The 22,329-nt window shown below is 41.9% G+C and carries 21 protein-coding genes; all 21 read left to right on the forward strand.

The window, feature by feature from the left end; all coding sequences use genetic code 11:
- A partial coding sequence (locus IV50_RS05265; protein WP_162259501.1) for an ATP-binding domain-containing protein occupies positions 1-750 on the forward strand: 750 nt, incomplete at its 5' end.
- Between the two features lie 111 nt (positions 751-861).
- On the forward strand, positions 862-1,584 hold the full coding sequence (locus IV50_RS05270; protein ID WP_057746137.1) for a YebC/PmpR family DNA-binding transcriptional regulator: 723 nt from the start codon (positions 862-864) through the stop codon (positions 1,582-1,584).
- 244 nt (positions 1,585-1,828) lie between these two features.
- Positions 1,829-3,283, forward strand: coding sequence for an NCS2 family permease (locus IV50_RS05275; protein WP_057746140.1), 1,455 nt, complete (start codon positions 1,829-1,831; stop codon positions 3,281-3,283).
- A 97-nt stretch (positions 3,284-3,380) separates the two neighbouring features.
- Positions 3,381-4,232 carry an ATPase, T2SS/T4P/T4SS family gene (locus IV50_RS05280; protein WP_057746143.1) on the forward strand — a complete coding sequence of 284 codons (852 nt, stop codon included), beginning with the start codon at positions 3,381-3,383 and terminating at the stop codon, positions 4,230-4,232.
- The gene (locus IV50_RS05285) at positions 4,229-5,188 is read left to right on the forward strand and encodes a type II secretion system F family protein (RefSeq protein ID WP_057746146.1); all 960 of its coding nucleotides are present in this window, start codon (positions 4,229-4,231) and stop codon (positions 5,186-5,188) included. Before IV50_RS05280 ends, IV50_RS05285 begins: the two co-directional genes overlap by 4 nt.
- The gene (locus IV50_RS05290; protein ID WP_057746149.1) at positions 5,188-5,508 is read left to right on the forward strand and encodes a competence type IV pilus major pilin ComGC; all 321 of its coding nucleotides are present in this window, start codon (positions 5,188-5,190) and stop codon (positions 5,506-5,508) included. The genes IV50_RS05285 and IV50_RS05290 overlap by 1 nt, the downstream gene beginning before the upstream one ends.
- A complete protein-coding gene (locus IV50_RS05295) occupies positions 5,508-5,894 on the forward strand; it encodes a hypothetical protein (RefSeq protein WP_057746152.1) in 387 nt (128 codons plus the stop codon). Before IV50_RS05290 ends, IV50_RS05295 begins: the two co-directional genes overlap by 1 nt.
- Before the next feature lie 245 nt (positions 5,895-6,139).
- Entirely contained in the window at positions 6,140-6,484 is a 345-nt protein-coding gene (locus IV50_RS05300; RefSeq protein WP_057746154.1) for a hypothetical protein, read from the forward strand.
- A 372-nt stretch (positions 6,485-6,856) separates the two neighbouring features.
- The gene (locus tag IV50_RS05310) at positions 6,857-7,867 is read left to right on the forward strand and encodes a class I SAM-dependent methyltransferase (protein WP_057746562.1); all 1,011 of its coding nucleotides are present in this window, start codon (positions 6,857-6,859) and stop codon (positions 7,865-7,867) included.
- A gap of 113 nt (positions 7,868-7,980) precedes the next feature.
- Complete coding sequence (gene priA, locus IV50_RS05315; RefSeq protein ID WP_057746160.1) at positions 7,981-10,410, forward strand: primosomal protein N'; 2,430 nt, start codon at positions 7,981-7,983, stop codon at positions 10,408-10,410.
- A 54-nt stretch (positions 10,411-10,464) separates the two neighbouring features.
- Complete coding sequence (fmt, locus tag IV50_RS05320; protein WP_057746163.1) at positions 10,465-11,418, forward strand: methionyl-tRNA formyltransferase; 954 nt, start codon at positions 10,465-10,467, stop codon at positions 11,416-11,418.
- Positions 11,411-12,784: a 16S rRNA (cytosine(967)-C(5))-methyltransferase RsmB gene (gene rsmB, locus IV50_RS05325; RefSeq protein WP_057746564.1), complete on the forward strand. Its 1,374-nt coding sequence runs from the start codon at positions 11,411-11,413 to the stop codon at positions 12,782-12,784. The genes fmt and rsmB overlap by 8 nt, the downstream gene beginning before the upstream one ends.
- Positions 12,785-12,808: 24 nt before the next feature.
- A complete protein-coding gene (locus IV50_RS05330) occupies positions 12,809-13,549 on the forward strand; it encodes a Stp1/IreP family PP2C-type Ser/Thr phosphatase (protein ID WP_057746165.1) in 741 nt (246 codons plus the stop codon).
- Positions 13,549-15,339: a Stk1 family PASTA domain-containing Ser/Thr kinase gene (gene pknB, locus IV50_RS05335; protein ID WP_057746168.1), complete on the forward strand. Its 1,791-nt coding sequence runs from the start codon at positions 13,549-13,551 to the stop codon at positions 15,337-15,339. Before IV50_RS05330 ends, pknB begins: the two co-directional genes overlap by 1 nt.
- A gap of 2 nt (positions 15,340-15,341) precedes the next feature.
- Complete coding sequence (gene rsgA / locus IV50_RS05340) at positions 15,342-16,256, forward strand: ribosome small subunit-dependent GTPase A (protein WP_057746171.1); 915 nt, start codon at positions 15,342-15,344, stop codon at positions 16,254-16,256.
- Between the two features lie 23 nt (positions 16,257-16,279).
- Positions 16,280-16,939, forward strand: coding sequence for a ribulose-phosphate 3-epimerase (gene rpe / locus IV50_RS05345; protein WP_057746174.1), 660 nt, complete (start codon positions 16,280-16,282; stop codon positions 16,937-16,939).
- A complete protein-coding gene (locus tag IV50_RS05350) occupies positions 16,939-17,592 on the forward strand; it encodes a thiamine diphosphokinase (RefSeq protein WP_057746177.1) in 654 nt (217 codons plus the stop codon). Before rpe ends, IV50_RS05350 begins: the two co-directional genes overlap by 1 nt.
- A 143-nt stretch (positions 17,593-17,735) precedes the next feature.
- Positions 17,736-17,936 carry a 50S ribosomal protein L28 gene (rpmB, locus tag IV50_RS05355; protein WP_057746181.1) on the forward strand — a complete coding sequence of 67 codons (201 nt, stop codon included), beginning with the start codon at positions 17,736-17,738 and terminating at the stop codon, positions 17,934-17,936.
- Positions 17,937-18,074: 138 nt separating this feature from the next.
- Positions 18,075-18,437 (forward strand): Asp23/Gls24 family envelope stress response protein, encoded by a 363-nt coding sequence (locus IV50_RS05360; RefSeq protein WP_057746184.1) that lies wholly within the window; start codon positions 18,075-18,077, stop codon positions 18,435-18,437.
- A 26-nt stretch (positions 18,438-18,463) separates the two neighbouring features.
- Positions 18,464-20,146 carry a DAK2 domain-containing protein gene (locus IV50_RS05365; RefSeq protein WP_057746188.1) on the forward strand — a complete coding sequence of 561 codons (1,683 nt, stop codon included), beginning with the start codon at positions 18,464-18,466 and terminating at the stop codon, positions 20,144-20,146.
- Positions 20,147-20,215: 69 nt separating this feature from the next.
- Entirely contained in the window at positions 20,216-22,255 is a 2,040-nt protein-coding gene (gene recG, locus IV50_RS05370; RefSeq protein WP_057746191.1) for an ATP-dependent DNA helicase RecG, read from the forward strand.
- Positions 22,256-22,329: the final 74 nt, after the last annotated feature.

Consider the following 22,329-nt stretch of genomic DNA (forward strand, 5'->3'; position numbering starts at 1 on the left):
CATCACTTAAATAAAATCGCCCAGAACATCTTTAATCCAGCAAGTCCAAAAAAGCGGGAAATTGCGATGAATATGGGCGATAATGCCTACGTGTTACGCGTGGGTGATAAAGTCATGCAAACCACGAATGACCCTGAAAACAATGTGTTTAATGGTGATATTGGTTACATTCAAACAATTCTTTTAGCGAAAGATAAGGCAAATACGGAAAAGAAGGATTTGGTCAGCGTTGCTTTCGATACAGGTGATGTCGATTATACGCGGCAAGACTTGAATCAATTAACCTTAGCCTATGCGACCACGATTCATAAAGCTCAGGGGTCAGAGTATAAACTAGTCATTATGCCCATGGTACGTCCATTTGCACGCATGCTGCAACGGAATCTGTTATATACAGGGATTACCCGAGCGAGTGAATCACTGGTCTTGCTTGGTGAGCAGTCAGCTTTTGCACAGGCGGCGCAGACCGAAGGTATTATGCGGCATACCACGTTACAGGAACGGTTGGCACAACTAAGTCACGGTGCACCTAATAAAGTGGCAACCGATCAAAAATCAGTTGATAAACCAAGCCAAACTGTATCAGTAGTGGAAGCAGTTAACCCAAATGAAGCAAATTCACAAAGTGCGACGACCAAAGAAGCTCAAACACCGAAAACAACGGTTTTAACTGCTAAATTAATTGCAAATCAAGAAATTGACCCAAACATTGGCATGGATGGCTTGACACCAGCTGATTTTAAGCGTTAAAATTAATCTACAATTGTGGCAATTTGTCACTCTGCACGCTTCATTGCAAGCGCGATGAAAGTGGCAGCGTAATGAATTGAATAAATAGCTAAATGAAAAGGGGTTTTTGATATGTCAGGACACAGTAAATGGCACAATATTCAAGGACGTAAGAACGCCCAAGATGCCAAGCGTGGTAAGATTTTCCAAAAGTTATCACGTGACTTGTATACAGTTGCTAAAGAAGGTGGTGCTGATCCAGATTCAAATGCCGCTTTACGTTTGGTAATGGATAAAGCTAAGGCTGCCAACATGCCTAAGGACAATATTCAACGTGCGTTGGATAAGGCCTCAGGTGCTGATGGTGCCAATTACCAAGAATTGCGTTATGAAGGATATGGACCAGCTGGTGTTGGAGTCGTTGTGGATGCCTTAACGGATAACACAAACCGTACTGCTTCATCTGTTCGTGCTAGTTTCAAGCACTTCGGTGGTGAACTCGGAACTTCTGGTTCTGTGGCCTTCCAATTTGACCGTAAGGGTTACCTAGAAATCGAACGTACCGAAGATACAGACATTGATGAAGATCAATTGTTTGAAGATATTATTGAAGCCGGTGCTGATGATTTGAAGACATTCGATGATCAATTCGAAATCTATACTGACCCTAAGGTCTTTAAGGATGTTCGTGCTGCTTTGGAAGAGAAGGGTTACGACTTCGATACTGCTGAAGTAACCATGATTGCCCAAAACCCAGTGGCCGTTCCAGAAGACAAGCAAGAAACATTGGCTAATTTGGTTGACGAATTAGAAGACAACGATGATGTTTCAGCTGTCTACACAACTGCTGAATAATTTTTTAGAGATGCAATTCATTAGAATTGCATCTTTTTTTATTGACCTTTCTTAAAAAAAGCACTATTCTAGATGTATAGTTTATTAAATAGTTTGATAAGTCGTTAACGTGTTCTGCCACAGACTTCATCCGTGAAAAAGGTACTACAGACGACATGAGGGTTTTCTTGTGTCGTTTTTCTTTTCCATAAATCTAGTCACAACAGAGACTTTAGTGGCTTTGAGTCGTAGGAGAAGGGATATTATGTTAGAACGTTTTTTTAAATTATCGGAAAACCATACCGATGTAAAGACTGAGGTAATTGCTGGGTTAACGACATTCGTTGCGATGGCTTATATTATCTTTTTGAATCCAGCCGTCCTATCTCTGACAGGGATGCCAAGTCAAGGTGTTTTCTTGGCCACCATCTTAACTGCAGTTACGGGAACTTTGATTATTGGGCTGTTTGCTAATTTACCATATGCGATTGCACCATCAATCGGGATGCAGGCCATGTTTACCTACACAATTGTCTTTGGACTTGGTTTCACTTGGAAACAAGCCTTAGGAATGGTGTTTTTGGTCGGTTTGGTTGATGTGATTATTACCTTAACAAAGGTTCGATCAGCAATTGTTAAGGCAATTCCAGATCAAATTAAGCATGCGATTGCTGCCGGTATTGGATTATTTATTGCCTATATTGGTTTGAAAAATGCGGGATTCTTAAACTTTATTATTGATCCTTCTAACATTACTGCAATTAATAATAAGCCATATACACCAGGGATGGCGGTTAATTCAATTAACAGCATGTTAGCCAACGGTGGTGTGACGCCAGAAATTACGACGTTCAATTCAGCACCTGTTTTGTTAGCTTTGATTGGCTTTATTATTTTGGTTATCATGGTGATTTTAAACGTACCTGGGGCATTCTTGATTTCGGTCATCGTGACGACCTTAATCGGAATCCCAATGGGTGTAACGAACACCCACATTGATGCTTTAGGCTCATTTGGCTCAACTTTCAAAGACTTTGGAGATATCTTTGGACAGGCGCTGGGTAAGGATGGACTTTGGTCAATGTTTACCACACCTAAGAATATTCTTGTTGTGATTTTAACTGTCTTCACAATGGGATTGTCTGGTTTGTTTGATGCCATTGGAACCTTTATCGGAACGGGAATTTCATCTGGAATCTTCACGAAGGAAGATCAAAAGGAATTCTACGACGGCAAAGGCTTCAAGTCTAAGATGGACCGTGGTTTGGTTGCGGATACTTTTGCAACGATGTTTGCGGGTATTTTTGGTACTTCAAATACGACAACTTTTATTGAATCAACTGCTGGAATTAAAGCCGGCGGTCGCACTGGTTTAACGTCAGTCGTGGTTGCCATCGGCTTCATTTTCTCAATTATTGCTGCACCATTAGTAGGTGTTATTCCGGGTCAAGCTACGGCACCCATTTTGATTATTGTTGGAATCTCAATGATGAATGAATTTACACAAATTGATTGGGATGATTTGGAAGTTGCCATTCCGGCCTTCTTCACGGCAGCGTTTATGGCCTTTTCATATTCAATTTCGTATGGAATTGCAGCAGGGTTCATCTTCTATGTATTGATTAAAACGATTAAGGGTAAGTTCAAGCAAATTAGTCCGATTTTGTGGATTATCACACTGCTATTCGTTTTGAATTTTGTTTCAATTGCATTAAATTAAATAAAATAAAATCAGTGCCTTTGGGCGCTTTTTTTTTGGAAAAAATTTGGTAAGGTGCGTCTATATTCTTGAAATTCCTAGAAAGGAGGTATTAATCATGCTTGAACTATTTTCAAAATTGATAACAAAAGCAGTCAAACAAGTTGCCTCAGATATTTATTTTAGACCACAAGCTCAAGAAATCATGGTCGGATTTCTAACGCCAAACGGATATGTAACACAACCATCTTTACGATTAGAGATTGGGCAAGCGCTGATACGTTTTTTGAAATATGAAGCGCACCTCGACTTAGCTGAAAATCGGCGACCACAGGCAGGTCAGTGGACTTACACGTATCAGGTACATCACCTACATTTACGTATCTCAACAGTTGGGGACTTTATGTTAGCTGAAACAATGGTGATTCGAATCATTTATCCGCTCGTTCAAATTGCAGGACCCTTACAGCATAATACGGCAGTCCAAATCTTTGGTAAACGTATGCGCCATAGTACTGGTCTCTGGGTGATTGGGGGAGCTATGGGCGCTGGGAAATCAACTTCTTTAGCTTATTTGATTCAACATTTTTTAGCAGATCAAGTCGTTTTATCGATTGAGGACCCTGTTGAGATTACACAACCAGCCGTTTTACAGTTACAGGTTAATGACCAAGCAGATATGACGTATGCACAATTGTTTAAACTTTCGCTAAGGCACCATCCCCAAGTAATCGTTATTGGTGAGATTCGCGATGCACAAACGGCAGCGCAAGTAGTAGAGGCAGCTTTGTGTGGGCATTTGATTTTGACAACAATTCACGCCCTAGGTCTAAATGAAATTGTGCAACGCTTTTTGAATTTAGGTGTGGACATTGGCGATTTAAATCAAGTTTTAACGGGGCTAGCTTTTCAAGTTCGACAACGACAAAATTTTGAATTTAGCTATCAATTCTTAAAGAAAAAAACATGAGATTTCGACGACTTTGGTCACGTAAGCGTCAAGCTGAATTTTTCAACCGTTTAAGTTACTTACTAGAAAATGGGTTTGATTTACAAACCGCTTTGGCACTAATACAGCGAAGCTGTTCGAAATGGTCAGCGGATATAGATGTAATCGTGGCAGATTTGGCACAGGGGAAACTGTTATCGGTTTGCTTAGCGCGATTCGTTAATCCAAGCATCATTGCAGAATTGACGCTTGTTGAACTACATGGACAACAACAACGTTTTTTAAAAATATTGGGCGATCGAGAACGCCAGCATGCGCAACATGTCCAAAAGTTTTGGCAATTGGCGTCCTATCCCATCTGTCTATTTATCCTGATTTTAGGGATGGCAGGTTATTTTTCGGTAACTTTAACGCAATCAAGTCGCCTTTGGACTGTTTTAATACATGTAGGCGTAATGCTAACGGCCGCAGGATTAAGTTTAACCGCGTGCGTATATTTGAACGGTTTACACGTTTTAATGCGATTGCCGTATGTTGGCCAAATTTGGCGATTGAGATTACAAGCGCAACTGTGTTTCCAGATTGGCTGTTTGTTGCAAGGTGGGGTTCAACTAACCGATGTTTTTGAATACTTACGAACGCATCACCAATTACTACAATCCAAATCTGGCAAACTAATTCATCAGGCTGTCACAGATGCCTTAAAACAAGGCTTACCATTAATAGGTGTTTTAAAGTGTATGCCAATATTACCAGAAACAGTGCAAACGCTGTTTGAATCAGGGCACCCAGCCAAGCAAGTCGGAATAGAACTACAGATATTGGCGGAGGATTTGAATAAGCTCGTTGAGCGCAAGATTGAAGTTTATTTACAGTTGTTACAGCCTTTGTTATTTGTCCTTTTAGGTGGATGCATCATCGCGCTGTATGGTGAATTTATTTTACCGACCTACCAAAATTTTGAGGAGCGCTTTTAATGAACGGTTTAGAGCAAATTAAAAAACGAACAGGCTTCACCTTAATTGAGGTCATTACAACAATTTTTATTATGAGTTTATTGATGATGCTCGTTCTGCCCAATGTTAACCGTATCCGGCAGTTTGCAGAAAAAAAGCAGAGTGAAGCATTTTGTCACCATGTTCAAAATCAAGTGGATCTTTTTAAAGGACAATATCCAGGATATGATGTTTCATTACCAAGCTTGGCGGAACACGGATTTATGTCTAAAGCCCAAGTTGAACAGTTTGAACGTGAGAAACTCATTTTACGTGGTGACCAAGTTAAACGACCTGAATAATGGACGCTAAACGTTCTGGATTTTTACTAATTGAGATTCTCGTAGGGTGTGTGATTATGTGTACATTGTTGATGTTTACCTTTCATGGGCGTTACAGCCGTTCTTGGTCCACGGTAGAAAATGAATTTGATCGGTGTTTTACATCAGCCAGATTCCAATCCAGCCTTACTGGTCGTCAATTTAATGTTTATACAAAAAATGAAGCGATTTATGTGAATCGCATAAAAATTCCACTACCTTCAGAGTGGAAAAATGATTGGTCACCGCGAATTGAGGTACACGCACATGCCATCACAGGTGGAACGTTATCTTTTTTTAATCCGAAAACAAAGGATCGTAAACGACTTGTTTTTCAAGTAGGGGGTGGTACCTATACCTGGCGTTAAACGAACTGCTTTTATCTTAAGTGAATGTTTATTATGTTTACTACTTGTTGTAGGTACTGTGATGCCCATAGGCCGGATGCTACGTCATGAACTACAGGTGATGCGACAGGAGCGGACAATTTGTGAAAAAATTAAACAAGCCTATCTAAAAAATGAGATGGATTGGTATGTACAAATACAGAAAAGGTAGTTTGTTGATTGAATTACTGTGTAGCTTAATCATTTTACAGGGGGTGTTTGTTTGTGTGAGTCATGCACAGCAGTCATTAGCACAGTGGCGAATTGAGCAACGACAGTATCAACAGCAAATTGGGAATTTTATCGTAACTCAGCATTTGCAACATCACTTAGGAGGTGGTCGTATTCTAGATGTCGGGGAACGACGAATTAAAATTAAACATCCACGTGGCGTCGTCTATACAATCGAACAAAAGAAACAGTCCTTGGTTAGTGTGACGCAAAATGGAGGGAATTTTGTTTTAATGAATCAAGTACAACAAGTAACGTTCAAACGTTTGTCGCATGCATGTTTTCAAATGTTTTTCATTCATCAAAAGGGGCAAAGGGATGTCCAAGAAGTGCATATTTAGTTGGACGAGACGCGCATTTTGTTTCGAACTCGTTTTATTTTCGCTTTTCGGATTAAGTTTTTTTGGCTACCAATTACAAAATAACTTGGTGCAAATAAAACGACTGACCATCATTGAACAACAGTATTGGCGTCATAAAACGAAGGCTCTTGACCTCATCCAAAAATTAACACAACCGTTTCCAAAATTTGTCGAAAAGGAGGGTTATCGAATTTGTTATCATAAGGCATATCATGCCTATGATGTCGTTGCTCCTGATCAAACACAAGTTTCAATATATCGGCCATACAATGGGAGATGACTATCAATTTACGCTGAAACGGCGTATAATTGAATATCTAAAAAGATAAATAATTGGAGGGATAAATGCCCATGTATGAAGCGATTGAAAAAGCTATAAAAAAAATGCAAGCTGCCCAAGCGCAACTTGCCGAAAAATTGGATATCCCCGCCATTGAAGCCCTGATTATTGTGTTAGAGGCGCTTAATCGACAAAATGATGATGCCTTTAACGAATTAGATCAAGCGGATCGTAAGTTTATTCGGCAAACACTTAAGGAAAGTGACTTTAACACATTAACACCAGAACAAAAGCGGCAAGTGTTGCAGCTTGTTCTAGTTGCAACCATGCAAGAAGATAAGTTGCAAGGTAATTACCAGGTTACGCCAGATGCGATTGGTATGTGGGTAACGTTCTTTGTTGAAGCCTTTTTGAACCCTCAACAGACTAGCCAAGTCTTAGATATTACAGTTGGATCAGGAAATCTGCTTGCAACCGTTAACCTAGCCTTACAGCAACGTGGGGACACGACGACATATTATGGTGTTGAAAATGATGATACGCTTATTACCATTGCCAGTGGCGTTGCTGCTCTTTTAGGTTTAGATTGGCAATTAGATCATCAAGATGCGCTTGCGGATACACCTGATTTAAGTGACAAGATGGACGTTGTTGTTGCAGATTTGCCCGTGGGATATTATCCAAAGGAGTTGGATGCGGGCTACCAAACTGTTGTTGAAGATGGTTTGACGCATGTGCATCATCTACTCATTGAGAAGGTTATGGAAACACTACGACCTGGGGGCCTTGGTTTGTTAATTGTGCCAGCACACTTATTTGAATCAGAACAGGCGCCCCAACTACTGAAGTATTTCCAAAACGATGGTATCTATTTCCAAGGATTTATCCAATTCTCAGACAAATTGTTTTTGGATAAGCAAGCAAGCAAGGCATTGTTGCTAGTACAAAAGCCGGGGGCAGACGCGGTTCAGGCTGAACCAGTAATGTTAGCCAAAGCCCCAGACGTGGGACAAAAAGAAGAGAATTTAAACTTTGTGAACCAAATGCAGACATGGCTTTCGGATAATTATCTCAGCCACTAAATTTGAAAAGACAGTTTGACAGAGTAAGTCATGTTAAGCTGTTTTTTTTGTAAATTAGGGGATACCGCGTAAATTTGTTACAATAAAGTATTAAACCAAGCTGGAAAGGGGGGATGAGGATGTTTGCTCAAATAATTGTTGATGTACCAACGATGCAAACGAACCAACCCTATACTTATGCCATTCCAGACAAATTTGTGGCGGTTGTTGAGGCTGGGATGCGGGTTGTCGTTCCTTTCGGTAAGGGTAGCCGACAAGTACAAGGATTTGTGGTTGGTCTGCAAGATGACTATCATGGTGAGGTGGATTTAAAAGAAATTACTGATGTCGTTGATGTGGCACCTGTTCTAAATGCAGAAATGCTTGAATTAGCCGATTGGGTTGCTCGTGAGAATTTTGCCTTTAAGATTAGTGTCTTACAGGCGATGTTACCTAATGTGATGCGGGCCAAGTATGTGAAAACCGTTCAGTTACGTGACCCTGCGCTTTTAGAAACAGATGCGATGCTGCGTGATTTTTTCACCGATCGTTTTGAGGTACCGTTGGACGACAATCATGTGACACCTGAAGTGTTAACGGCGTTACATAAATATGCCCGCTTAGGTCAAGTGGCCATCAATTATCAAGTGGGTAATCGTGCGAAAATTAAATTGGTTACGGCTGTTAAACCAATCTTGTCGGCTGAAAAGTATGATGAAATTCGGCAAGGGCTACGTCCTACGGCCAAGAAACAGGCACGATTATTGACGTATTTGATGACGGCTTCTCCAAATTGGATTGCACAAAAAGAAATTATTGATGCGACTGCGGTCGATTACACGACATTGAAGAAGGCCGAAACAAATGGGTGGATACAAAAAGGTGAAATTGAACAATATCGCTTACCAAAGTTAACCTCAGCTATCACGGCGACTGAGCCGTTACCGCTAACAGAGCAACAAGCACATGTTTTTACAACGCTGTCAGAGAATCTGACGGATGATGCGAAAAGTCAGACGTACTTATTGGAAGGTGTGACTGGTTCTGGGAAAACCGAAGTGTACTTACAAGCAATGGCAACAGTTCTAGCGCAAGGAAAAACAGCCTTGATGTTGGTTCCAGAAATCACGCTAACACCTCAGATGGTACGCCGCGTGAAAAGTCGCTTTGGTGAAGCTGTAGCTGTTCTACATAGTGCGCTTTCCGACGGTGAACGCTATGATGAGTGGCGCCGGATAGAGCGTGGCGAAGCAAGGGTAGTCGTTGGTGCCCGTTCAGCTATTTTTGCTCCCTTACAGGATATCGGACTTATCATTTTGGATGAAGAACACGATGCCTCGTATAAGCAGGAAGAAAATCCGCGATATCATGCGCGTGATGTTGCACTTTGGCGGGCGTCTTACCATCGAGCCACAGTGGTCTTAGGCTCGGCAACGCCTTCTTTAGAAAGTCGTGCTCATGCCCAACAAGGGCAGTACACGCTATTGCGGTTGACCCAACGAGTCCAAACTCAGCCATTGCCACCGGTAAGTTTGGTCGATATGCGTGAGTCCATTAAATCCGGCTCCGATGATTTATTTTCAAATGAACTATTGGAAGCTTTACGTCAACGATTGGCACGCGGCGAACAAAGTGTCTTAATGCTTAATCGCCGCGGTTACGCTAATTATGTTAGCTGTCGTGATTGTGGCTTTACGCCAACATGTGTTAACTGTGATTTGGCTTTAACCATGCATAAAGTAACCAATAGTCTAATTTGCCATTATTGTGGTTATCAAGAACCAATTCCGAAAACATGTCCTAACTGTGGTTCACAGCGTATTCGGCCCTTTGGCGCGGGCACGCAAAAAGTTGAAGCGATGCTTAAAGAATACTTACCGACTGCACGTGTGTTACGAATGGATCAGGATACAACCAGAAAAAAAGGGGCGACTGACGGCATGCTGGAAGCTTTTGGTAACCACGAAGCTGACATTTTACTTGGCACGCAAATGATTGCTAAAGGGCTTGATTTTCCCGATATCACGCTAGTTGGCGTGCTTAATGCTGATACAACGTTGGCTTTACCCGACTATCGTGCTGCTGAACGCACTTTTCAGCTATTAACACAGGTTTCGGGGCGAGCAGGACGAGCGGATAAACCAGGGGAAGTGATCGTGCAAACGTATAATCCAGAACATTATGCGTTACGGTTTGCACAAACGCATGATTATGAAGGCTTTTACCAGTATGAAATGGCAATTCGTAAAGAATGGCAGTACTCGCCGTACTATTACACCATTCAACTCAAAGTTTTACATGAATCGCAAACTGAATCAGCTCGCGTCGCCTATGAGATTGCGGATTGGTTGAAACCGTATCTTGATTTACAAACGGTTATGCTCGGGCCATCGGCTGGGTCGGTAGCACGGCTGAATAACAAATATGTTTACCGTATTGTCATTAAATATCGGCAAAGTGCTAAATTATTTGAAGCACTAGACGAGTTAATGCAAGCTGGACAACGATTACAGCGACAGAAGGTCACACTATTGATTGACCGTGATCCGGTCAACTTTGTTTAATCGTCAAGTTGTTGGCGGTTAACATACATAATGCACTTTAAAAAAGGAGTAATGATGTCAAAGAATATTATTTTTATGGGAACACCAGATTTTTCAGTCCCAATTTTAGAAGCAATTGCGCAAGATGATGCGTACCATGTGGTTGCGGTGGTGACACAACCTGATCGTCCCGTCGGTCGCAAGCGCGTCCTAACCCCAACCCCTGTAAAAAAGGCAGCTGTAGCGTTGAATTTACCAATCCTACAACCTGAAAAATTGAGTGGTTCAGATGAACTCGCAACCCTTATCAATAGCGAACCGGATCTAATTATTACGGCGGCTTACGGTCAATTTTTACCGACCAAACTATTAAATGCAGCTAAAATTGCAGCAATTAATGTACATGCATCTTTGTTACCTAAGTATCGAGGTGGTGCACCCATTCATTATGCAGTGATGAACGGTGATGCTAAGACTGGTGTAACAATTATGTATATGGTCAAGGCCATGGATGCGGGTGATATTATTAGTCAAGCAGATTTGACAATTGGCGCCAATGATACGACAGGTGAGATGTTCGATAAATTAAGTCAGCTTGGTCGTGATTTGTTAATGGAAACGTTACCGCATTTGATTGATGGAACAAGCTCGCGTACCCCGCAAGATCCTGCTCAAGTGACTTTTTCACCAAACATAACTCCCGAACAGGAAGTTTTAGATTTTAAGGCTTCAGCACAATCAGTGCACAACCATGTTCGAGGTTTAAATCCTTTTCCAACGGCCCACACGACAATTAATGGGGTTCGGACAAAGATTCAACGAACGCATCTTATTGACGCAACGACTGAATTACCCGCTGGGTCAGTCGTTAAGAAAACGAAAAAAGAACTTTGGCTGGCAGCTGGTCAACACACTGTGGTGGCCATTGATGAGATTCAACCAGCAGGAAAACCCAAAATGACTGTTTCAGATTATCTGAACGGCCACGCAAAATTCAACGAAGGTGATCAGGTAATCGATGATGAGTAAACAACAAACAGCAATTAGTAAGTGGGAAAAGACAAATCCACGGGCCATGGCCGTAAGAACACTTGAAAAGGTGCGAACAGGATCATATTCAAACCTAGAGTTGAATGCCATGATTAAACAAGCCGATTTGTCAGAACGTGACATCCACTTTATGACAACAATGGTCTATGGGGTTATTCAACATCGCTTAACGTTAGAATATTGGTTGAAGCCTTTTATTAAGAACCCGAACCGCCTTGATCCATGGGTTCGAGAACTCTTTATGATTTCGTTGTTTCAGTGGCAATATTTGGATAAAGTACCCAAACGTGCAGTCTTTGATGAGGCTATCAATATTGCTAAAAAGCGTGGACATGACGGTATCCGACGTATGGTGACAGGAACATTACACGCCATGGATCGACAAGGGTTACCGGATACGGATAAGATTACGAATCCAACAGAACGTCTTTCAGTCCAAGAATCGTTACCCATTTGGATTATTGACTTACTTGTCGAACAATATGGGGTTGAACGGACTGAAAAAATTGCGGCAAGCATCAACCACGCACCGGCCCAATCAGCTCGTGTGAACACAGCCTTAGCCAGCGTTGATGAAGCCATTAGTGATTTGGAATTTGAAGGGTTCAAGGTAACGCGCTCGGAAGTTTCTCCAGTCGGACTTCGCTTGGAAAATGGCCATGCAGCTAGCTCACATGCTTTTGAAGCTGGCTTAATTACACTGCAAGACGAGGCTGCCATGCTGATGGTGCCAAGTCTTGAAATTGCACCTGATATGCGCGTGTTGGATGCTGCTGCTGCGCCAGGTGGTAAAACCACCCAAATTGCAACTTATTTGGATGCTACGCAGGGTGGAAGTGTGGATGCCCTAGATATTCATGACCACAAAGTTAAACTAATTGCGGAAAATGCTTATCGGCTGGGTGTGGCTGACCGAGTGAAGGCGCATTCGCTTGATGCACGAAAAGTGGATGATGCTTTTGAAAATGAGACGTTTGATCGCATTCTAGTCGATGCACCATGTTCCGGTTTGGGATTGTTACGACGTAAACCTGAAATTCGTTACGAAAAAACACTTGATGATAGTCGTAATTTGCAAAAAATTCAGCTTGAAATTTTAAACGCTGTTGCTGATAAATTAAAGGTTGGTGGTCGTCTAGTTTACGGTACATGTACTTTTGTAAACCTTGAGAATGACGATGTAATTCAAAAATTCTTGGCAGCACATTCTAATTTTAGAATTGCTAAAAGCATGGTAGAATTAGACTTATCAATTGTTGATGAACAACAATTAATTCACATTATGCCGGATCAATATGGCACTGATGGATTCTTTATTGCAACACTAGAACGTACTGAGAAATAGATCGGATAAAAGATGGAGGTCGCTATGAAAATAGCATATGCAACTGATACTGGGAGAGTCCGCGCCGATAACCAAGATTATGTTGGTGCTTTTAAAAATCAGTTGGGTGTTCAATTAGCAATAGTAGCAGATGGGGTCGGCGGTGAGCAGGCCGGAGATGTCGCTTCGAATATGGCGGTGTCACATTTAGGTAATGCTTGGCGACAAGCAACGGTGCAAACAATCGCTGAAGCAAAGACTTGGATTGTCCAAGCCATTCAACAAGAAAATGCAACAATTTTAGAAACAGCTGGACGGTACCGAACACTGGAAGGTATGGCCACAACAATTGTATTGGCCGTCATTTTTCCAGATCAAATTTGTTTTGGAAATCTTGGTGATTCACGAGCCTACATGCTACGGAATGCACAATTGTTTCAAATTACAGAAGATCATAATTTAGCACAAGAACTGGTTCGAGCCGGATCAATGACGCCTGATGAAGCAAGCGTTAATGGTGGTCGAAATGTTTTAACACGTCAGTTGGGCGTTAATGAAGAAACTGAAATCGATTTGTTTGATTTTGCCCTACAACCAGGTGATGAAATTTTACTAACAACGGATGGCTTAGTGAAACATTTGAGTGATCAAGTCATCTATGACACATTGACACAAGTCTCATCAATGACTGAGGCGGTGTCACAACTAATCCAACAAACAAATGAAGCTGGTGGAAGCGATAATGTGACGGTTTTGTTAGGGTACCAAGAAAGTGAGGATGCCTAATGCAACCAGATCAAGTAATTGGCGGACGTTATAAAATAATTGGCCCACTGGGTGAGGGTGGTATGGCCAATGTTTATCGTGCCTATGACATGATTTTGGATCGGGAAGTTGCCTTGAAAATCATGCGCTTAGATATGCGAGATGATCCCATTGCTAAGAAACGCTTTGAAAATGAAATTCGGGCTTCAACTGAACTTGTTCATCCAAATATCACACAGGTTTATGATTATGGGGATGATGACGGGAATCAGTATTTAGTGACTGAGTATATTTCCGGTCCAGACTTGAAACGTTACGAGACGGATAATTTTCCACTCCCCTTAACAAAGGTCGTGGATATCATGGGGCAAGTCTTGAGTGGTGTCCAGGAGGCCCATAATCACGGTATTATTCATCGTGATTTAAAGCCACAAAATGTCTTAATGACAGTGGATGGGACTGCGAAAATTACGGATTTTGGGATTGCACGTGCGCAATCTTCGTTCGGTATGACGCAAACCAATATGGCGATTGGTTCTGTGCATTATATGGCACCAGAACAAGTCCGTGGTGAACCAGCAACACCGCAAAGTGACATTTATTCTCTGGGCATTATGTTATATGAGTTGTTGGCCGGCAAGGTACCTTTTGATGGGGAAACGTCTGTCGCAGTGGCCATTAAGCATACAACGGATCCTATGCCTTTGGTGCGCGAAAGTGACCCACGGATTCCACAAGCCGTAGAAAATGTTATTTTGAAAGCAACAGCTAAAAATCCACTGGAACGTTATGATTCAGCGAATGCCATGCGTATGGATTTAGCTACAGCATTGTCACCTGATCGCGTCAATGATGCACGTTGGATTAGCCCTTCAGCAAATGATGAGACTGAACCAACCAAAGTTATGACAACAATCAAGGGGCAAACGACTGCGAATGAAGCTAAGCTGTCTGAAAAGACAGCCACGGTTATGGCAGTTAATCGAGATAATGATGAGGCGACTGCGACAACTGCCGGACAGGCAGACCAACAACCAAAACCGTTTTATAAGAAGAAACGCGTGTGGCTTGTCGGTATTTTGGCTGTGCTTGCTGCCTTTATTATAGGTTTGACAATCTACGGCATGCAGACGCCTAAGCAAGCGACTGTTCCAGAAGTGCAAGATATGTCATTGCAATCAGCCAAGGATGAATTAGCTGCGGCTAATTTAAAGCCTGGAACGATTACCTATAAATATTCTGAAACAACAAAATCAGGGGATGTGTTGGCATCGCAACCCAAGGCTGGTGCCCATGTGGCTCGTGATGCCAAAATTAAGCTCACGGTTTCTAAGGGACCACATAAGATTCGTTTTGGCGATTATCGAAACGAAGCTTATGAGACGGTGGCTGATCGTTTAAAGGCTAAGGGGTATACAGTTACTAACAGTCACGAACACAGCGATTCTGTGCCGGTTGGGTATATTATTAAACAGAGTATCAAGCCGGACAAGAAAGTGATTCCTAATAAGACAACCGTTAATTTTGTCGTGTCGATGGGCCCAGAAAAAATCGATTTACCACAAGCCTCGCAAAAAAGTGTTGAGGATTCTGAGGCTGTCTCGCGCGCTACAAACCCATCAGTCGCATCTTCTAAGTCGGAACGACGTGAGGAGTCTTCAACATCTGAAACTTCACAGAGTACATCAAGTACAGATTCAGAAAAGCCTGACACCTATAGTAACTCTGAAGTTTCGCCTTCAACGCCTCAAGTAAGTTCTAGTTCAAGTACAACCGTATCAGGGCAAATGATTAAAGAGAGAAAGAGGTAGGTATGGCAGAATACCATGGACAAATCCAGTTATCTTTAGCCGGTTTCTACGATATTAAAACCGACGCTGGTGAAATGTTTCGAGCACGCGCTCGAGGTAATTTTCGAAAGAAAGATGTGAAACCATTAGTGGGTGATTTCGTTGTATTCTCAGCGACCCAAGCTGATGATGGCTATATTTTAAGTATTGATGACCGCCGTAATTCGCTTGTACGGCCACCTGTATCCAATGTTGATCAAGCCATCGTGGTGACTTCAGTGGAAATTCCAGAATACTCTAGTAATTTACTTGATCGCCAATTGGTAGCGCTTGAGGAACGGCAAATCGAACCCGTTATTTATTTTTCAAAGACTGACTTGATTTCTAGTGAATCGCGAGAATACTTACTGCAAGTTGCAAAAGGTTATCAACAAGCTGGTTATCAGGTGATTTTTCCAGAAGTTTCATTTGATGACGCTAGTTTAGATGAAATTCGAGCACTATTACCTGATAAGCTGACAGTCTTTATGGGACAAACAGGAGCCGGAAAGAGCACCTTGTTGAATCATCTGGTACCTGATTTGGACTTAGCAACAGGCGTGGTGTCAGAAACACTTATGCGTGGTAAACACACAACACGTCAAGTGGGTCTGATTGAGATGTATGGTGGTTTAGTGGCTGATACACCAGGTTTCTCTGCCTTTGAAGTGTTTGACATGGAAGCAAATCAATTGACCCATTATTTCCGCGAATTTAATCGATATAGTCCAGAATGTAAGTATCGGGGCTGTGTCCATTTGAAGGAACCAGGCTGTGCGGTGAAGCCAGCTGTCGAAATGGGCGAGATTATGACGTCACGTTATGAGAACTATAAAATGTTTTATGATTTGATTGAAGGCCGTCGTCCGGTTTATAATAAACATGATAAGAAACATTAAAAATAGAAAAAGAGGTTATGGATATGTCAATTAAAGTTGCACCATCAATTTTGTCAGCTGATTATTTGAATCTTCAAGATGACGTTGCGCTAGTCGAAGCGGCAGGCGCAGATATGTTACACGTTGATGTTATGGATGGCATGTTTGTCCCATCTATTTCATATGGTCCAGGTTGGGTCAAGGCATTGAAGCAAGTTACTAATCTACCATTGGATGTTCATTTGATGGTTGAAGAACCAGAACGTTACGTGGATGAATTTGCACAAGCAGGTTCTGATATTATTGGGGTGCAATATGAAGCAACACAACATATCCACCGTGCCCTTCAAATGATTAAGAATAACGGTGTTAAAGCTGAGGTTGTCATTAACCCCGGAACTGCAGTTGAACTGATTGAACCAGTCTTGGACATGGTTGACCAAGTATTGATTATGACAGTTAACCCTGGTTTTGGTGGTCAAAAGTTCTTACCATCAATGCTTAAGAAGATTGAAAAGTTAGCCCAAATTAAGCGTGATAATGGCTATACTTTTGATATTCAAATTGACGGTGGAGCTAATGATGAAACGACTAAGTTAGCCTATGAAGCCGGTGCAACTGTTGCAGTTGCTGGTTCATATGTTTATGACAAAGTTGATCCAGCTGCCAAGATTGCCCGTCTTAAGGAAGTGACGGCTGACTAATGGGTGATACCTTTCAAGTTTTAGTAGGCGGACCCGAAGCGGATTGGCCTGCCCAACTTAAACAAGGCCAATTGTCTGGACGGTGGGCAGCGGCTGATTGCGGTGCCTTACGGCTACTGGCTTTGGGGTATCAACCAGAATTGGTTGTTGGTGATTTTGATTCGATGTCAAAGGCGGAACAAGCTGATGTTTTTCAACAAGTTGCCCATGTGGTGACAAAGACAGATCAAAACCAGACTGATACCGAACTTTTGTTAACGACCTTAGAACAGATGTACGATATAGAACAGATTGATATTTATGGTGCAACTGGTGGCCGAATTGATCAAATTTTTTCAAATATTTGGATTTTTACCAACCCCAAATTTCAATCATTGTTGTCTAAGGTACGTGTTGTTGATCGTTATAATGAAATTACTTTTTATGAAGCAGGTCAGCATACAATTAACAAAAGTCCACAGATGAAGTACCTTGGATTTATGCCATTAACTCCGGTAACGCATTTAACACTTATTGATGAAAAGTATCCTTTACAGCAATGGAGTGGAAATCCTTACTCGTGGTCATCAAATGAATTTGTGGGTGATACAAATCATTTTAGCTTTGAATCAGGCATTGTAGCAGTGATTCAGAGCCGAGATGCAGAAATTTAAGCCGTCTGTATCTGATGTAAATTGTGTAAAGTAAAAATACTTTACACAAAACCCTTGCACAAGTGCGAGTGGTTTGGTATTATTATTCAAGTAAATAAAAGCACTAAAAAAATTTAGAGAGCTTAAGATTGGAGGGTAAACATATGGCAGTTGATTCAGTCAACGGAAAGCGTACTCGCTTTGGTAACCAACGTTCACACGCCCTTAACTCAAGTCGTCGTAGCTGGAAGCCAAACTTGCAAAAAGTGACGGTTAAGATTAACGGTTCAGCACCTAAGAAGGTGTACCTATCAGCTCGTACTTTGAAGGCTGGTTTGAAGAACGGTACAATTGAGCGTGTTTAATTAAAAAAGCTACCGATTATGGTGGCTTTTTTCTTTTATCACCAGAAACCTGTTAGAATAGAATGAGTTAAGAACGAGACATAATCGACAGGTTGCCAAGCAATGCATGGTGACAGTTTCAAACGGAGGTCAAACAACATGGCAGTTAAGATTCAAATCAATCAAGGAACTATTGAAATCGAAAATGATGTAATTGCAACAATCGTTGGTGGTGCTGCGACGGATAATTATGGTGTCGTGGGTATGGCTAGCCAAACCCCAGTTCGTGATGGTGTCAATCAGATTTTGAATGGAGATAACTTCGCAAAGGGTGTTGTTGTTCGTCAAGCGGATAATGGTGTGATTGTTGATGTCTACATTATTGTTGGTTACGGCATGAAAATCTCTGAAATTTCCAAGAGCGTCCAAGCACGCGTTAAAAATGATTTAAATGTGATGTTAGGTATTGTGGCACAAGAAGTGAATGTGACGGTACAAGGCGTCCGTATGCTTGAAGATTAGAACGGTAACGATAAGGAGTTAAGATTGTGGAAGTACTAACAGAAATTACCAATGTCGAATTTGGTAAGATGATTAATTCTGCAGCAAGCGCTTTGCAGGATAATGCAGAAAAAATCAATAAATTAAATGTTTTCCCTGTGCCTGATGGTGATACGGGTACAAACATGACCTTATCAATGGCGAGCGGTGCAGAGTACGAACGCGCTGAAGATGATACAAGCCTAGGGAGTTTAGCAAAGGCCACTTCAAAAGGGCTTTTAATGGGAGCACGTGGTAATTCAGGTGTCATCCTATCACAAATTTTCCGAGGGTTTGCAAATTCTGTTGATGGTAAACAAACCCTTTCAGCACGTGATTTTGCAGATGCCTTGATGGGTGGTGCAGAAACTGCGTATAAGGCAGTTATGAAACCCACAGAAGGGACAATTTTGACCGTCATTCGTGAGGCAGCAGCGGCAGCTAATCGTGCTGCTAAGCAGACCGAAGATGTGGTTGAAGTGATGCATGAAACATTGGATGCTGCGGAAAAAGCTTTGGCGAAGACACCAGACTTATTGCCTGCTTTGAAAGAAGTAGGGGTTGTTGATTCAGGTGGTCAAGGGCTTGTGATTGTTTTCCAAGCTTTTTACGGTGCTTTGTCAGGTGAAGAAATCATATCTGGAAATGTTGACAATGCAGGCCTAGAAGCGATGATTCAATCAATGCACAATGCGGGTGTTCAAGGTGATCTTGATCCACAAGACATTAAGTATGGTTACTGTACTGAGATTATGGTCGATATCGCTCAAGGAACGACCTATGACAAGGACTTTGATTATGATACTTTCTACAACTATCTTGCCGGATTAGGTGATTCATTGCTTGTTATCAATGATGACGAAGTTGTTAAGGTGCACGTCCACACAGAGAACCCAGGTGCGGTGATTGAATGGGGAACTCATTTCGGTTCATTGCGTAAAGTCAAAGTTGATAACATGCGTAACCAACAAGCTGAAGCTGCTGAAAAGGCAGATAAGCAACGTGAAGCGGAAGCTGAACAAGCTGCTGCTAAAGACTTGGCAGTTGTGACAATTGCCACAGGTGCAGGAATGCAGAAGCTCTTCAAGGACGCAGGTGTCACGACTGTTCTTGATGGGGAGCAAGCGCCTTCAACAGCAGACTTAGTTTCTGCCGTAAACGGAACTGGCGCCAAGCAAGTCATTATTTTGCCTAATGATAGCAATATCTTTATGGCAGCGGATCAAGCAGTTGATTTGACTGATATGCCAACGGCGGTTGTACGGACTAAGACACAACAACAAGGTTTGACAGCGATGGTTTTGGGATATAATCCTGAAGGTCAATTAGATCAAACAGTGGATGCCATGTCGGGTACCATTAGTGATATTAAGTCTGGTTCTGTGACAACGTCAGTTCGTGATACGAATATTAAAGGCTTAGAAATTCATGATGGTGATAGTATTGGTATTTTGGATGGTGAAATTGTTGTCGCAAAACCAAATGCTGATATTGAAGCTGCCGCGAAAGCTTTGCTTGAGAAGATGCTTGATGACGATTCAGAACTCGTTACAATCTATTTCGGTCTTGAAGGTAATTCTGACTTGGCAGATGCAATTGTGAGTTATGGTGAGAGTCTCGATGATGAATTAGAATTTGAAATTCATGATGGGGGTCAGCCATTGTACCCAATTTTGTTATCAGTTGAATAATGATTAATGGGTATAAACATTAAAGTAGAGTTAGCACATGCTAGCTCTTTTTTTTGAAAGGAGGGACCAATGACAAAAAGTTTAATGGATTCAGTCGGCCAATTAACTGGTGTGGGTCCCAAGCGTGAACAGGCGCTCAATCATTTAGACATCTACACCATTGCTGATTTAGTGACTTACTATCCGACGCGTTATGATGATTTAGCGGAAAAATTACCCTCACAAACAGCTGATGGTGAAAAAGTAACGTTTAAAGGGGTTGTGGCATCAGCTCCGGTGGTGCGACGCTTTGGTTATAAAAAAGTTATGGTGACGTTTCGCTTATCAATTGAACACGAGACGATTCAAGTCAGTTTTTTCAACCAGCCATGGATTGCTCAAAAAATTGACATTCAAAATGAAATTGCCGTTTATGGAACGTATGAACAGAAAAAACAGCGTATGACTGGTATGAAAATTATTTTGAATGAAGAAGAAAATGACATGCAGGCGGTCTACCCAGCTTCTAAAGAGATTCGCCAATCAACCATTAAAGAGTTAGTTTTCCAAGCATTGCACACGTATGCAAATTTGATTGATCAAGAGTTAATTCCCGAGTCAATTCGCCGGCGCTATCAACTGATGTCTCACGGCGAGGTAATCAAAAATATGCATCAACCAACTGATGCCGTCACGGCACAAGCTGCACGACGTACAGCATCTTTTGAAGAATTCTTTATCTTTCAAATGCGGCTACAGCTCATTAAACAAATGGATCGGCAAAATCAGGGTCGTCCGGTTAATTTTGATAACGATGAATTGAAACAATTCATCACGACCTTGCCGTTTGAGTTAACCGAAGCACAAAAGCGTGTCGTGAATGAAATACTCAGAGATATGCGCCGACCTCAGCATATGAATCGTTTACTGCAGGGGGATGTCGGGTCTGGAAAGACAGTTGTGGCTGCATTAGCGATGTATGGTGCAATTACTGCGGGCATGCAGGCAACTTTAATGGCACCTACTGAAATCTTGGCACAGCAGCACGCCCGAACGTTAGGTAATTTTTTTGCTGAAACTGATGTCCGTGTGGAACTCTTAACCGGTTCGACTAAGGCTGCAGCTCGTCGACAAATCTTGGAAGATTTAGTTGCTGGTGATATTGACATTTTGGTCGGTACGCATGCTTTAATTCAACCGGATGTCCTTTTCCATAATTTAGGACTTGCGGTCATTGATGAGCAACATCGCTTTGGGGTGAAACAACGGGCTAAATTACGTGAAATTGGCATGAATCCAGATGTTTTGGCTATGACGGCAACGCCAATTCCCAGAACATTAGCGATTACCGCTTATGGTGAAATGGATGTTTCAATCATCGATCAGCTACCGGCTGGTCGAAAAGTAATTAAAACGGAGTGGGTGCGCCACAATGGATATGAAAAGGTGTTAGACTTTATCAAGTCTGAATTAGCACAAGGGGCACAAGCCTACGTTGTGACGCCATTAATCGAGGAATCAGAAACGTTAGATGTTCAAAATGCGGAAGCGGTGTATCAAGAACTAGCCGATGTCTTTGGGCCGACATATCAGGTTGGCTTGTTGCATGGACGTATGGCAAACCAAGAGAAAGAACAGGTCATGGCAGAATTTAAAGCCAACCAGTTTCAAGTGCTTGTGTCCACAACCGTGATTGAAGTTGGTGTGGATGTGCCAAATGCCAGTGTGATGCTGATTCTAGATGCAGACCGTTTTGGTTTGTCGCAATTACATCAATTACGAGGCCGCGTTGGTCGAGGTGAGCGGCAATCCTATAATTTCTTGGTAAGTGATCCAAAGACACAATACGGCATTGAACGGATGGAAGTTATGACGCAGACGACAGATGGTTTTGTGCTTGCACAGAAGGATCTTGAGTTACGTGGGTCAGGTGATATCTTGGGCAAGCGTCAGTCTGGTGTACCGGAGTTTAAAGTTGGCGATCCAGTCCATGATTTGAAAATGATGACCATTGCTCAAGAAGAAGCAATCGACATGGTCGCCAAACCGGATTGGGACCAAGATCCTGAAATTAAGACCCTGGTTGAATTATTAGATGAGACTATGGCACGATATCGAAACTTTGACTAATGGACCTAAAAGATTTTATAATGGTAGGTACTGTTTTTAGAGATTGAATACAAATATATAAAATGAACGAGGAA

Source organism: Weissella viridescens, assembly GCF_001437355.1.
Classification (GTDB): Bacteria; Bacillota; Bacilli; order Lactobacillales; family Lactobacillaceae; genus Weissella; species Weissella viridescens.